Here is a 13,607-nt window from a genome sequence, read left to right as displayed (position 1 = left end):
ACTACTCCTATTCATCCTTCAATTTCATATTTCTGTCTTCGATTTTTTTAATAATTTCTTTAAATGATTTTTTACCAAGATTTCTAATTTTTTCAATTTCAGATTTAGTTTTGTCAGTTAATTGTTGTATAGTTTGAATTCCAGCTCTTTTTAAACAATTGTAAGAACGAACTGTTAATTCTAGTTCATCAATTGAAATAGCCAGTGATTGGTTGTTAGCTGAATCAGCACCTTTTTCCATGATAATTTTTTCATTCATAGATTCATTTAAATTAACTATAGGTTTGTAGTGTTCAACTAATATTTTTGCACTTAAAGCTAAAGCATCAGCTGCAGTAACTGATCCATTAGTTGCAATTTCAATAGTTAATGTATCTGTTGTAGCGCTTTTACTAGTTTTAGATTCAGTTACATGGTATGCAACTTTAATAATTGGAGAATAATTAGAATCAACTGCTATTGTATTAATTGCATTAACTCTTTCTTTATTTTCTTCAAAAGTTCTAAAACCACGTCCAGTTCCAGCATAAAGTTCCATTTTGAATTTATGACCTTCACTAACTGTTGCAATGTAGATATCTTTGTTGATAATTGTAAAACCAGCTGGAGTTTCAATATCAGCTCCTGTGATTGGTTCTCCTTTACCAACTACATCAATTTTAAGTGTTGGTCATTTTTCAAGTTTAGTTTGTGCTTGTTCTTGTTCACCAAAAACATCAGAATCAATTTTAATAATTAATTTTTTTAAGTTTAAAATGATTTGAGTTAAATCTTCTTTTACTCCGTCCATTGCTTGGAATTCATGATTTATCCCAGGAACTTTAATAGCAAATAAACTATATCCTTCTATATTACTTAACAAAACTCTTCTTAAACTGTTACCTAAAGTATTACCAAAACCTCTTTCTAGTGGTTTGATTTCAAATACTCCATGATCAGGACTTGATTCACTTTGTTCTACAGCTTCAATTTCATAATGAGTGAATTTTTCCATTTTATATATCTCCTACTAAATTATCTTGGTTTTTTAGGTGGTCTACACCCGTTATGTGGAATTGGAGTAACATCGTGAATTTCTGTTATTTCCAATCCTGCAGCATGTAAACTTCTTATTGCTGTATCTTTCCCTTGACCTGTACCATTAACTTTAACAATAATTTTTTTCAAACCTAAATCCATTGCTGCTTTTGCTGCAGTTTCAGCTGCTATACCAGCTGCATATGGAGTAGACTTTTTAGAACCTTTATATCCAATACTACCAGAACTTGATCATGAAATTGCATTTCCTAATTCACATGTCAATGTAACAATTGTGTTATTTGCAGTTGCATGAATGTGAGCTATACCATTAGGAGAAGATAATTTTCTTTTTTTCTTTGCCATATTAATACTCCTTCAATACTATTTAGATTCGATCTTTTTGTTTGCAACTGTTTTTCTAGGACCTTTTCTTGTTCTAGCATTTGATTTAGTTCTTTGACCTCTTACAGGTAAAGAACGTCTGTGTCTAACACCTCTATAACAACCAATTTCCATCAATCTCTTGATGTTCATAGCTGTTTCTCTTCTAAGGTCACCTTCGATCATGTATTCAGCAGCGATTTTTCTAATTGTCGCTAATTCTTCATCAGTTAGAGTAGAAACTTTTCTATTTTCATCAATTTTAGCTTTAGCTAAAATTTCTGAACTTCTAGATCTTCCAATTCCATAAACATAAGTTAACGAAATAACCACACGTTTATTATTTGGAATATCAACACCTAATATACGAGCCATTCTTTCCTCCTACCCTTGTCTTTGTTTGTGTTTAGCTGTTTTACAAATAACCATAACACGCCCATTTCTTTTAATTACTTTACAATCTTTACAGATTGGTTTTACTGAAGCTCTAACCTTCATAATTTAATTTCCTCCTAAGAAATTCTATATACAATACGGCCACGTGTTAAATCATAAGGACTTAACTCAACTTCTACAGTATCACCTTTTAAAATCTGAATTTTATAAACACGGATTTTACCAGATACGTTTGCCATAATTTCTACATTGTTTTCAAGTTTGACTTTAAATTGTCCACCCTGCAATGTCTCTGTAACAACGCCTTTTAATTTTATTTTATCTTCTTTTGACATTCTAATTTCTACCTATTCTGTTAAAATTTCACAACCATCTTCTGTAACTAAAACCATATGTTCTCAGTGACATGTTAATTTATGGTTTTTAGCTATTACAGATCAGTTATCTTTTTTATCTATATAATATTCATTATTGTCAGTTAATATCATAGGCTCTATGCAAATAATCATTCCAGGTCTAAGTTTTGCACCATAGCCTTTTTTTCCATAATTTAAAATAATTGGATCTTCATGCAACTTTTTACCACAACCATGACCACCAAAGTCCAAAATAACTTTGTATCCATTTGCTTCAACATAAGTTTGAATTGCATTAGATATATCACCAATTGTGTTGTTTGGTTTAACTTGTTTTATACCTTCAATTAGTGAGTTATAACATACATCACTAATTTTTTTAGCTTCATTATTTTCACCAACAATAATAGTAAAAGCTGCATCACATATATAAGAGTTATATTCAACTCCAATATCACAAGTTATCATGTCTTGGTATTTTAATTTGTAGTTAGTTGGGACTCCGTGAATTACTACATCATTCACTGAAAGACAAATATGCCCAGGAAAACCATTGTAATTGTGAAAGCAAGCTTTGCAGCCATTTTCATCTTCAATTAGTTTTCTAGCATATTCGTCGATTTCTAATAAAGAAACACCCTCTTTAATAAAGGATGTTAACTTTTCTTTAACTTCTTTTCAAACTGAACAAGCTTTTTTAATTTGTTCAATTTCATAATTTGATTTAATGTATATCATAACAAGATAATTTTAATTGATTATTTTAAATATGATTCTATTTCTTGATTTACTTTAGATGATGAATCACTTGCTTCTATAGTTATTAGTTTATTTTTAGCTTTATAGTATTCTATCAATAGTGCTGTAGTTTTTTTATACACTGATAATCTGTTTTGAATTGTGTTAATTTCATCATCTTTTCTTTGTGTTAATAAACCATTATCTAGATCACATATTCCATCTACCTTAGGTGGTGAGAAATAAATGTTATAAATTTTTTTACAAACACTACAAGTTCTTCTACCAGTTAATCTTTTTTCAAGAACATCATGATTTACATCTAAATAAAATACTTTATCTAGTTCTAAAATGTTATTTAAAAATTCAGCTTGTTCAATTGTTCTAGGATATCCATCTAAGACAATTGAATGGTTTTGTTTAACAAGATCTTGTAAATAATTTTTCACAATTTTATTTGTTAATTCATCTGGTACAAGATCACCTTTTAACATATAGCTTTTTAATTCATCAGCAAATTCTAAATTTAACTCAATTGTTTTTCTGAATATATCCCCTGTAGAAACATGTACAAATTTATGTTCTTTAACTAAATATTCAGATAAAGTACCCTTACCTGAACCCGGGGCACCTAATAATAATATTTTCATGCACTACCTCTATCATAAATGCTGTGATTTTTTAGAATCACTATCATCATCACCTTTTGATAAATATGATTCGTTAGATGATTTAATATCTTTTGTCAAGTTTGAATAACCATAGTTTGTCTGAGCACTTTTAAGAGCTTGTCAGAATTCTAAAGAACCACTAACCATAATAATAATTCCTGTACCACCAATAGCTAAACCATTAGGAATGTTTGTTGTCATTGAAATGATATAAGGTATGATTGCAATAACAACTAAGAATGGTACACCTAGTCAATTAACCCTGTTCAATGTTCTAGTTATATATTTGTATGTTTCTTCTCCAACTTTAACACCAGGAATATACTTACCAGATTTCTTTAAATTCTCTGCAAGTTTTTCTGGATTAACTTGAATGTGAGAATAAAAGAAACCAAACAAGAAAATAAGTATTGCATAAATTGTTAAACCAACAGGTGTTTCAATTGCTAAAAACTCATTAACAAAAGTTACAAATCCATTAGTTGGAGAAAGGAATTGTGCAATTGTTGGTGGAATAGTCATTAATGAACTTGCAAAAATAACAGGTATAACACCAGCAGCATTTAATTTAATTGGTAAATATGGCATTTCTTCTGATTCTGTTGTTAAACCTTGACCAATTTGTTGAATAGGAATTTTTCTTGTAGAACCATTCATAAATACTACAGCAAGTAATATTAATATAAAGAATACTAAATATAAAATAAAACTGAAATATTTAAGTAGTTCATAAGTTGATGTTGATTGATTAACCAATACTTCAAATACATTACTGAAGTTACTAAATAATGATGACAAAATACCTGAAAGTATGATTAATGTAATGCCGTTACCAATTCCTCTTTTAGATATAACATCAGCTAAAAAAATAGTTAAAAAAGTACCGGCTGTCATTCCTATTAACAATAAAAATAATTGACCACCAGGAACAGCTGCTACAGATGTTTGTCCAAAAATAGTTATAGCTCCACTATTTGCAGCTAAACTTAAAACAGCATAAGCTTGCATTATGGCAAAAGGAATTGTTAATATACGGTTAATAATCTCAATTTTTCTCTTACCTTTTTCACCAGCTTTGGTTAATCTAGTAAGCGGTTTTATCAAGTCACTTGATAACAACTGGATAATAATCTGAGCTGTAATATATGGCGAAACACCAATAGCCATAAAAGAAAATCTGGTGATTCCACCACCACCCAAAATATTTAAAATACCTAAAAATGATTGTTCAGTATCTGATGACACACCATTAAGTTTTACCCCTGGTAATGTAAGACTTGCACCTATCCTAAACAACAAAAGCAAAATCATGGTTGCTAATAAAGAAATCATGACTTGCTTATTTGTAAATATTCTTTTTAGATACGTTCAGTTTGATATCTTCTTATTTCTATTATTTATATTAGCCATTTGTATAATATGATACTATATAATTTATATTTTGAAAATAAGAATTATTTTTTAGTTGACTTAATAGTTTTGCTTTTTTCTGCAGAAACAATTGAGAATTTACTTTTTGATTTTTCAAGTGCTGCAATAGCACCTTTAGAAATTTTGTGAACAGATACATTTAGTGGTTTTTTGATCTCAGTTGAACCAATAATTTTAATTGGTAAATTATTGTCTTGAATTAATTTTTTCTCAACTAATGATTTGTAATTTATTTCAGTTACATTTCATTTAGAGATCATATCTAAAGTAATAACATTATATGCGTTCTCAAAGTTTTTGTTGTTGAAACCAACTTTAGGAATTCTTCTATATAATGGTGTTTGACCACCTTCAAATCCTAAACGAGTTCCACCAGATTTTCTAGAGTTTTGACCTTTACTACCTCTTGTAGAAGTTTTACCAATTCCTGATCCAAAACCACGACCAACTCTTTTTTCTTTATGATTTCTAGCACCTTCGTTGTATGATAATTTATTTAATTTCATAATTTAAATCTCCAGTTATTATAATTCACTAAGTTTTTTGTCTCTAAGGTGCGCGATTTCTTTAGGAGTTTTTTGTGATAGTAATCCTTTTACTGTAGCTCTAACCATATTTAAAGAAGTATTTTTACCAAGGTTTTTAGAATAAACATCTTTAAAACCAGCTAACTCTAACACCACTTTAATTGGACCACCAGCAATAATACCAGTACCTTCAACAGCTGGTTTTAATAAAACTCTACCAGCACCATGTTTACCAATAGTTTCATGGAAAACAGTTGCTTTTTTAGTCATTTTAACTTTAACCATGTTGTTTTTAGCATTTTTTAAAGCTTTTTTAATAGCAACTGGAACTTCAATAGATTTACCCATTCCAAATCCAATGCTACCTTTTTTATCTCCAATAACTACAAGAGCACTAAATCTCATATTTCTACCACCCTTAGTAGTTTTAGAAATTCTTTTTACACCAACAACTTTTTCTTCATATCCAGTCATTGATGTTCTTGGAGCTTTTTCTCTAGAATTTGAATCTTTATTGTTATCTTTATTAGATCTATTACTTGAGAACTTGTTATTTGTTTCTGTTTTCTTTAAGACTTTTTTGTCTTCTTTTACTTGCTCATTTTGAGCAGTCGATTGATTTTTAATTTCTTCCATTGTAGATCCTTTTTAGAATTTTAATCCTGCGTTTCTTGCTGCATCTGCTAATGCAGAAATTCTACCGTGGTATTTAGAACCACCACAGTCAAAGTGAATTTTTTTCACTTTTTTAGCAATTGCTTTTTTAGCAATATCTTCACCAACTTTTTTAGAATTTTCAATGTTACCATTTTTTAATTTAAGTTGAAGAGAAGAACTTGATGCAATTGTTATGTGTTTGTTATCGTCGATTAATTGTGCAAATATATGAGCATTTGTTTTAGTTACTATAAGTCTTGGTAAACCATTATCAATTTTGTGAAATTTTCTCAAAACTTTTTTATGACGTAATTCTCTATTAAGTTTTCTATTAACATTAATATCTTTCATGATTTAATACCGCCTAAACTATTTTTTTGAACCTTCAGCTGTTTTACCAACTTTTCTAACAATGTGCTCATCTGAATACATAACACCTTTACCTTTATATGGTTCAGGTTTTCTTTTACTTCTAATAACAGCTGCTAATTGACCAACAACTATTTTATCAGCACCTCATATTTTTATTTCAGTAGCTGTTGGACACTCAACTTTAACACCTGCAGGAATAGGTACCAAAATATTATGAGAATGTCCTAAATATAAATCAACATTTGTACCAGAAACAGCAGCTTTATAACCAACCCCGCTGATCTTTAATGTTTTTGAATGCCCTTGGTCTACACCAATAATTGCATTTTTAATATTGGCATTTACTGTACCATGAAGCATTTTTGTAAATTTTTCTTCATTATTTCTTTTTACATATATTTTGTTTTCTTTTGAAATGACAGATATTAGTTTGCTATCGAATTTAATATCAAGGTTTCCGTTCTTACCAGATACTTTAACAATACCTTTTTGAACATCAACATTAACACCACTTGGAATATCTAAAATTCTATTTCCTATACGTGACATATTAAACTCCTATCAAACAAAAGCGATTACTTCGCCACCAATACTTTTAGCTCTTGCAGCTTTATCTGTCATTAAACCAGAACTTGTAGAAATAATTGCAATTCCTAATCCATTTAAAACTTTAGGAAGTTTTTCTGCTTTACTATAAACTCTTAATCCTGGTTTAGAAATTTGTTTTAATCCAGAAATTGATGATACGTTATTTTTATATTTCAAAATAACTTTAGTTTCTTTTTTATTATTTGGAAGCTTTTTAGTTTTGAAGTCTACAATGTAACCTTCATTTTTTAATATTGTTAATATTCCTTCAACTAATTTAGATGAATGAACAACAACTTCTTCTTTTCTTGCTTTAGTTCCTGTTTTAATTCTTAATAGTAAATCTGATATTGGATCGATGAACATATTCTTAAATCCTCCTTATTATCAGCTTGCTTTTTTAACGCCAGGAATTGCACCTTTATATGCAAGGTCTCTAAAGCATAAACGACAGATACCGAATTTTCTTAATACGGCTCTAGGTCTTCCACATCTTTCACATCTTGTGTATTCTCTTACTGAGAATTTTTGATGTTTTTTTTGTTTTACAATTAATGATTTTTTAGCCATAATTATTTAGCCTCCTTAGTTCTAACAAAAGGCATGCCTAATGCTTTTAAAAGAAACAAAGCTTCTTTATCAGTATTAGCTGATGTAACAATTGTTATATCAAACCCTCTAATTTTTTTAATATCATCATAAACAATTTCTGGGAAAATAATTTGTTCTTTAATACCTAAAGTGTAGTTACCTCTACCATCAAATGATTTAGTAGATAAACCTCTAAAGTCTCTAATTCTTGGAATAGCTACTGAAATTAATTTATCCAAGAAGTTTCACATATTTTCTTTTCTTAAAGTAACTTTAACACCAATAACTTGGTCTTTTCTTAATTTGAATGTAGCAATAGATTTTTTTGCTTTAGTTTCAGCTGGTTTTTGCCCAGTGATAACTTCTAATTCTTTTTTACCTAACTCAATTATTTTAGAATCAGCTGTAGCATCACCTAAACCTGAATTGATAACAATTTTTTCAATTCTTGGTATTTGCATAACAGATTGATATTTGAATTCATTTAATAATTCTTTGCTAACTGTTTTTTTATATTTATCATATAAACTTGATTTAATAGCCATAAATATCTCCTATTATTTTTTACCTATTTCAGAATTTGTTGCTTTAGCGATTCTAACTTTTTTATTATTTTTGTCATAACCAAATCTAACTTTAGTTATTTTAGTTTTAGCTTTAGGTTCAACTAAAGCTAATTTACATAAATGAATTGGTAATTGTTTTTCAACAATTCCGCCTTCTTCTTTTTGATGATTAGGTTTTTGGTGTTTTTTAACAATGTTTACACCTTCAACTATTGCTTTATCTAGTTTTGGAAACACTTGTAAGATAGTTCCTTCTTTTCCAGTTTCTTTTCCAGAAATAACTCTTACTCTATCACCTTTTTTAAGTCTTTGCATAACAGTTACCTCCTATAATACTTCTGGTGCTAAAGAAGCTATCTTAGCAAAACCTTTATCTCTTAACTCTCTAGCAACAGGTCCAAAAATACGAGAACCTCTAGGAGTTTTATCTTCTTTAATAATTACACATGCATTATCATCAAATGATAAATAGTTTCCACTAGATCTTTTAATTGTTTTTTTAGTTCTAACTATAACTGCTTTACAAACTTGACCTTTTTTAACTATCCCATCTGGTTGAGCTTTTTTAACTGACACTATTACAATGTCCCCAACAGATGCATATCTTCTTTTTGAACCACCAATAACTTTAATAACTCCAACTATTTTGGCACCAGTGTTATCAGCTACGTTCATTCTTGACATAAATTGAATCATATAATTAAATCTCCTTATATTAAAAACTATTTAGCTTTTTCAATGATGCTGTTAAGTCTTCAACGTTTTAAAGCACTTAAAGGTCTTGTTTCAATAATTTCTACAAAATCACCAATTTTGCATTCTTCTTTTTCATCATGTGCATGGTATTTTTTATGAGTAATAACTAATTTTTTATATAATGGATGTTTTGTTTTAGTTTCTACATTAACTACAATAGTTTTTTGCATTTTGTCTGAAACAACAACACCTTGTAAAACTTTTCTTCTATTTCTTTCCATAATATATACCTAATTATCCTTTAGCAGTCTTTCTTATTTGCACTGATGATTGTTTTGTTGATTTTTTTTCAATTGGTTTAGTTGCAGGTTTAGTTTGAACTTTTTTTTGTTTGTTATCAATATTTTGAATATGTTTTTTAGGTTCATTTGTTTTTGTTTTATTAGTAGTTACTTTACCACTTGGTTTTTTACTGTTTTGTTGAGCTTTTTGTGAAACTACTGATGAGATTAAGCTAGCATTGTTAATTGAATTTATAACTTGTTTATTGTTTACAGTTTTAATTAGTTGTGTGCTGTGAGTTGTAAAAGAAACTTTAACATTTCTTTGAGATAATACTGTCATTGCATTAGCAATTGTTTTTCTTATTTCCTTTGCTGTGTGTGTAGTTTCTAATTCACCATTAGCAGCTTTGAATCTTAATTCCAATAATTGGATTTTAAGTTTACAAATTAGTTGACCTAATTCAATATCTGTTTTATTTTGTAGTTCTTTGATCATTTACAAAATCCTCTTTTTTAACTATCTTTCAATTAACATTCAATTTGTGACCAGCTCTTCTTAATCCTTCTCTCATTTGTTCTTCTGGAATTCCAGCAACTTCAAACATAACAGTTCCAGCTTTAACCACAGCTACTCAGAATTCTGGAGAACCTTTACCAGAACCCATACGTACTTCTAGTGGTTTTTTAGTTAAAGACATATGAGGGAAAATTCTAATTCACATTTTTCCTGTTTTTCCTAAAGTCTTTGATATAGCAATACGAGCAGCTTCAATTTGTCTATCAGTAACTCAATTACCAGATGTTGCCATTAGACCCATTGTTCCAAAAGCAATATAATTGTTACCTTTAGCTTTTCCCTCATAGCTTACACGATGAGGTTTTCTATATTTTGTACGTTTTGGTTGTAACATAATAAACTCCTTATTAAGTCTGGATAGATATTATTTTAAATATTGGAAGCCACTTGGACCTTTTTTCATATTAAAGTCTTCAAGTTTTTTTGGTTTGCTATATCTAAATGATTTTTTAGAAATAAGAGCATGTGCTTCTTTTTTTCCTTCATAATATTCATCAAATTCTTTTTTAGTTAAAACTGAGTTTTTACCAAATTTTGTTCAAGATGTTGATAGAGCATGAATATCGATTTTTTCTAAATCAAATTCACCAACAACTGCTTGAATTGGAGCAGTTGCATAAATTAAAACTCTTTCAACTTTATTTACTGGTGTAACCTTATAGAAAAGAACATTTGTTTCTTTTTCATCTAATAATTTGTTAGCATGTTTTGGACTTGCTGAAATCATAATGATTGAAGTCTCTTCAACTTTTACATTCTTTTCATTAGGTTTACTTTCAACAACTTTTAATTGTTGTTGTTCTCTTTTTAAAGCTTCTGGGTCAACTTCTTTAACAGGTTTTTGTTCTACTGGCTTTTGGACAGGTTTTTGAACTGGTTTTTGTTGAATAGGTTTTTTAGGTTCCATTTTTTTAACAGGCATTTCTTTTCTTTGAACTTTTTTATCAAAAATTTCACCACGATTAATTCAAACTTTAACACCAATTAAACCATAAGTTGTATGAGCTTCTTCTAAAGCATAATCAATATCTGCTCTTAAAGTTGTTAGAGGAACAATACCTTCTGAATATCCTTCTTCTCTAGCCATTTCAACCCCACCAAGTCTACCTGATACGTGAGTTTTAATACCTTTAGCTCCATTCATTAAAACTTTTTTAATTGCAATTTTTTGAGCATTTCTAAAAGAAATTCTATTTTCAATTGCATCAGCAATTTCTCTTGCAATTATTCTTGCTGATAAAGCTGGTTTGTCTAAAGCTAAAACGTTAACATTAACTTTAACATCTCTACCAACAATTAGGTTTACATCTTTTTTCACAACTTTTAAAGTTGCCATATCTTTTCCAAGAATAATACCTGGTTGTGAACAATGAATAAATAAATCAATTTTTTTCTGTTGTCTTTCAATTTCAATATTAGCGATTTGCGCAGCTTTGAATTTTTTAATTAAATGGTTTCTGATCTTGTCATCTTCAACTAATCACTTAGCAGTTTGTTTACCATCTAAAGCAATTCATCTTGATTGTCAGTTTTTGTTAATCCCAATTCTTAATCCATTTGGATTTACTTTTTGTCCCATAATAATTTTCCTCTCTTAAATTATTTTAAATATTGGAAACCACTTGGACCTTTTTTCATATTAAAGTCTTCAAGTTTTTTAGGTTTACTATATCTAAATGCTTCTTTAGAAATCATTGCATGCGCTTCTTTTTTATCTTTATAATATTCATCGTATTCTTTTTTAGATAGTACAGAATTTGCACCATAATTTTTTCAAATTGTTGATACAGCTTTAATATCAATTTTTTCTAAATCGAATTCACCAACAACACCTTGAATTGGAGCAGTTGCATAAATCAATACTCTTTTAACTTTGTTAACTGGAGTAACTTTATAAAAGAAAACTTTTTTACTTGGATCATCTAACAAAATGTCAGCGTGTTTTGGAGAAGCTGAAATCATAATAATAGCTGTTTTTTCAACCTCTACTGGTTTTGCAGTTTTTTTATCAGCAGTTTTTTCAACTGGTTTTGTTTCAACTACTTTTAGTTGTTCTTGTTCTCTTTTTAAAGCTTCAGCACTTACTTTACGTTCTACAACAGGTTTTTGTTCTACCTTTTTAGGTTCAGGTTTTTTAGCTGGTGCTGGTTTTTTAACAACTGGCTTGTCTTCTCTTTTTTTCTTTTCAACTTTTCCAGCACGTTGTTTAGCTGAATAACCTTTATTATTTTTAGCTCTTTTAGCTTGACGTTCTTTAATTAAAGCTAAATCTTTAGCTCTTTCATTTGGATCATCTGATAAGATGATTTCAATGTGACAATGTCTTTTCTTTAACAAATCAGCTGAACCTTTAGCTCTTGGATTTGTTCTTTTTAATGTTTGCCCTTGGTTAGCAACAATGTGGTAAACATAAAGTTTATCACCAGATAAAGCATGGTTGTTTGTAGCATTTGCAATCGCACTATGTAAAAGTTTTAAAACGATTGGTGCTGCTTTTTTTCTTGTATTCTCTAAAATGTTGATTGCAACAGTAGCATTTTTATTTCTAATTAAGTCACATACAAGTTTAGCTTTTCTAGGAGATAAATGAATATGTCTTTGTATCGCTCTAGCTTTCATTTTCTACTCCTATTTTCTATTCCCTGTATGTTGTTTAAAGTTTCTAGTTAATGAAAACTCACCTAGTTTGTGACCTATCATATCTTCTGTTACATAAACATTAGAGAAAGTTTTTCCATTGTGTACTTCAAAAGTTAAACCAACAAATTCAGGGAAAATTGTACTTCTTCTAGATCAAGTTTTAATTGGTTTCTTTTTATCTTGTGCAGCCATAAGTTTAACTTTTTTCATTAAACTTGGTTCTACATAAGGTCCTTTTTTTGAACTTCTTGCCATCTTACAATTTCCTTTCTAATTATTTTCTACGTCTTACTATTAATGAAGTAGAAGATTTTTTTGAATTTCTAGTTTTAACACCCATGTGTCTTTTACCTCATGGAGTTCTAGGTGCATCATGTCCGATTGGACTTCTACCTTCACCACCACCATGTGGGTGATCATTAGGGTTCATAGCTGACCCTCTAACTGTTGGTCTAATACCTCTGTGTCTATTAGTACCAGCTTTACCTATAACAACTAAATTGTGGTCTTCGTTTGAAACAACCCCAATTGTAGCCATACAATCATTTAATATTTTTCTAACTTCACCTGAAGATAATTTAACAATTGTGTATTCTCCAGTTTCGTCTTTACCAAGAATTTGTGCTGATGTACCAGCAGATCTAATCATTTGACCACCTTTGTGTGGTATTAATTCTATATTATGTACAAAAGTACCTTCTGGAATATATTTGATTGGTAAAGCGTTACCAACTTTAATATCAATTAATTGATCACTAGAAAGTATTTTGTCTCCAACCTTTAAATCTTTTGGAGTAATAATATATCTTTTTTCACCATCTTCATATGCAACTAATGATATGAAAGATGTTCTATTTGGATCGTATTCAATTGTTTTAACAGTTGCAACTTTATTAATTTTGTCTCTTTTAAAATCAACGATACGGTATTTTTGTTTTACACCGCCACCATGGTGTCTAACAGTAATTTTACCTTGGTTGTTTCTACCAGCATTTTTACTTAAAGACACTAAAAGCGATTTTTCTGGAGAAGTTGTTGTAAGAACTTTTTTATAATCAATTACAATTGTTTGTCTTACACCACTACTTCTACTTTTTACACGTTTAGTTGGCATAC

At 29.3% G+C, this 13,607-nt stretch carries 23 protein-coding genes and 1 pseudogene; all 24 read right to left on the bottom strand.

Features of this window, described 5'->3' with window-relative positions; genetic code table 4:
* Positions 1-7: 7 nt before the first annotated feature.
* A complete protein-coding gene (locus EXC57_RS00320) occupies positions 8-994 on the bottom strand; it encodes a DNA-directed RNA polymerase subunit alpha (protein ID WP_004024678.1) in 987 nt (328 codons plus the stop codon).
* A 20-nt stretch (positions 995-1,014) separates the two neighbouring features.
* Positions 1,015-1,383, bottom strand: coding sequence for a 30S ribosomal protein S11 (rpsK, locus tag EXC57_RS00315; protein ID WP_004024679.1), 369 nt, complete (start codon positions 1,381-1,383; stop codon positions 1,015-1,017).
* A gap of 18 nt (positions 1,384-1,401) precedes the next feature.
* Positions 1,402-1,776 (bottom strand): 30S ribosomal protein S13, encoded by a 375-nt coding sequence (rpsM, locus tag EXC57_RS00310; protein ID WP_004024680.1) that lies wholly within the window; start codon positions 1,774-1,776, stop codon positions 1,402-1,404.
* A gap of 9 nt (positions 1,777-1,785) precedes the next feature.
* A complete protein-coding gene (gene rpmJ / locus EXC57_RS00305) occupies positions 1,786-1,899 on the bottom strand; it encodes a 50S ribosomal protein L36 (protein ID WP_004024681.1) in 114 nt (37 codons plus the stop codon).
* A gap of 14 nt (positions 1,900-1,913) precedes the next feature.
* On the bottom strand, positions 1,914-2,132 hold the full coding sequence (infA, locus tag EXC57_RS00300) for a translation initiation factor IF-1 (RefSeq protein WP_004024682.1): 219 nt from the start codon (positions 2,130-2,132) through the stop codon (positions 1,914-1,916).
* 12 nt (positions 2,133-2,144) lie between these two features.
* Positions 2,145-2,891: a type I methionyl aminopeptidase gene (map, locus tag EXC57_RS00295; protein ID WP_004024683.1), complete on the bottom strand. Its 747-nt coding sequence runs from the start codon at positions 2,889-2,891 to the stop codon at positions 2,145-2,147.
* A gap of 20 nt (positions 2,892-2,911) precedes the next feature.
* Positions 2,912-3,541, bottom strand: coding sequence for an adenylate kinase family protein (locus EXC57_RS00290; protein ID WP_129692503.1), 630 nt, complete (start codon positions 3,539-3,541; stop codon positions 2,912-2,914).
* Between the two features lie 9 nt (positions 3,542-3,550).
* Complete coding sequence (secY, locus tag EXC57_RS00285; RefSeq protein ID WP_050796833.1) at positions 3,551-4,972, bottom strand: preprotein translocase subunit SecY; 1,422 nt, start codon at positions 4,970-4,972, stop codon at positions 3,551-3,553.
* 44 nt (positions 4,973-5,016) lie between these two features.
* On the bottom strand, positions 5,017-5,499 hold the full coding sequence (rplO, locus tag EXC57_RS00280) for a 50S ribosomal protein L15 (RefSeq protein ID WP_004024686.1): 483 nt from the start codon (positions 5,497-5,499) through the stop codon (positions 5,017-5,019).
* A gap of 18 nt (positions 5,500-5,517) precedes the next feature.
* Positions 5,518-6,156, bottom strand: coding sequence for a 30S ribosomal protein S5 (gene rpsE / locus EXC57_RS00275; RefSeq protein WP_004024687.1), 639 nt, complete (start codon positions 6,154-6,156; stop codon positions 5,518-5,520).
* A 12-nt stretch (positions 6,157-6,168) separates the two neighbouring features.
* Complete coding sequence (gene rplR / locus EXC57_RS00270) at positions 6,169-6,528, bottom strand: 50S ribosomal protein L18 (RefSeq protein WP_004024688.1); 360 nt, start codon at positions 6,526-6,528, stop codon at positions 6,169-6,171.
* Positions 6,529-6,546: 18 nt separating this feature from the next.
* The gene (rplF, locus tag EXC57_RS00265; RefSeq protein WP_004024689.1) at positions 6,547-7,098 is read right to left on the bottom strand and encodes a 50S ribosomal protein L6; all 552 of its coding nucleotides are present in this window, start codon (positions 7,096-7,098) and stop codon (positions 6,547-6,549) included.
* 9 nt (positions 7,099-7,107) lie between these two features.
* Positions 7,108-7,503, bottom strand: a complete 396-nt coding sequence (rpsH, locus tag EXC57_RS00260; RefSeq protein WP_004024690.1) for a 30S ribosomal protein S8 — start codon at positions 7,501-7,503, stop codon at positions 7,108-7,110.
* Between the two features lie 18 nt (positions 7,504-7,521).
* Positions 7,522-7,707, bottom strand: a complete 186-nt coding sequence (locus EXC57_RS00255) for a type Z 30S ribosomal protein S14 (protein ID WP_004024691.1) — start codon at positions 7,705-7,707, stop codon at positions 7,522-7,524.
* 2 nt (positions 7,708-7,709) lie between these two features.
* The gene (gene rplE / locus EXC57_RS00250) at positions 7,710-8,273 is read right to left on the bottom strand and encodes a 50S ribosomal protein L5 (protein ID WP_004024692.1); all 564 of its coding nucleotides are present in this window, start codon (positions 8,271-8,273) and stop codon (positions 7,710-7,712) included.
* Between the two features lie 12 nt (positions 8,274-8,285).
* The gene (gene rplX, locus EXC57_RS00245; RefSeq protein ID WP_004024693.1) at positions 8,286-8,609 is read right to left on the bottom strand and encodes a 50S ribosomal protein L24; all 324 of its coding nucleotides are present in this window, start codon (positions 8,607-8,609) and stop codon (positions 8,286-8,288) included.
* A gap of 12 nt (positions 8,610-8,621) precedes the next feature.
* On the bottom strand, positions 8,622-8,990 hold the full coding sequence (rplN, locus tag EXC57_RS00240; protein WP_004024694.1) for a 50S ribosomal protein L14: 369 nt from the start codon (positions 8,988-8,990) through the stop codon (positions 8,622-8,624).
* 26 nt (positions 8,991-9,016) lie between these two features.
* Entirely contained in the window at positions 9,017-9,271 is a 255-nt protein-coding gene (gene rpsQ, locus EXC57_RS00235; protein ID WP_004024695.1) for a 30S ribosomal protein S17, read from the bottom strand.
* Between the two features lie 316 nt (positions 9,272-9,587).
* Positions 9,588-9,770: pseudogene (gene rpmC, locus EXC57_RS05350) on the bottom strand (50S ribosomal protein L29); the annotation flags it as partial.
* Complete coding sequence (gene rplP / locus EXC57_RS00225) at positions 9,748-10,185, bottom strand: 50S ribosomal protein L16 (protein WP_004024697.1); 438 nt, start codon at positions 10,183-10,185, stop codon at positions 9,748-9,750. The pseudogene rpmC and the gene rplP, both read right to left, overlap by 23 nt.
* Positions 10,186-10,215: 30 nt before the next feature.
* Entirely contained in the window at positions 10,216-11,430 is a 1,215-nt protein-coding gene (rpsC, locus tag EXC57_RS05345; RefSeq protein ID WP_004024698.1) for a 30S ribosomal protein S3, read from the bottom strand.
* Between the two features lie 20 nt (positions 11,431-11,450).
* On the bottom strand, positions 11,451-12,470 hold the full coding sequence (gene rplV, locus EXC57_RS05330) for a 50S ribosomal protein L22 (RefSeq protein WP_004024699.1): 1,020 nt from the start codon (positions 12,468-12,470) through the stop codon (positions 11,451-11,453).
* 9 nt (positions 12,471-12,479) lie between these two features.
* Entirely contained in the window at positions 12,480-12,746 is a 267-nt protein-coding gene (gene rpsS / locus EXC57_RS00210; RefSeq protein WP_004024700.1) for a 30S ribosomal protein S19, read from the bottom strand.
* Positions 12,747-12,765: 19 nt separating this feature from the next.
* Positions 12,766-13,605: a 50S ribosomal protein L2 gene (gene rplB / locus EXC57_RS00205; protein WP_004024701.1), complete on the bottom strand. Its 840-nt coding sequence runs from the start codon at positions 13,603-13,605 to the stop codon at positions 12,766-12,768.
* Positions 13,606-13,607 lie beyond the last annotated feature (2 nt).

Origin of the sequence: Malacoplasma iowae (genome assembly GCF_900660615.1) — a bacterium.
Lineage (GTDB): Bacteria > Bacillota_I > Bacilli_A > Mycoplasmatales > Mycoplasmoidaceae > Malacoplasma > Malacoplasma iowae.
This window is presented reverse-complemented; position numbering and strand designations above follow the sequence as displayed.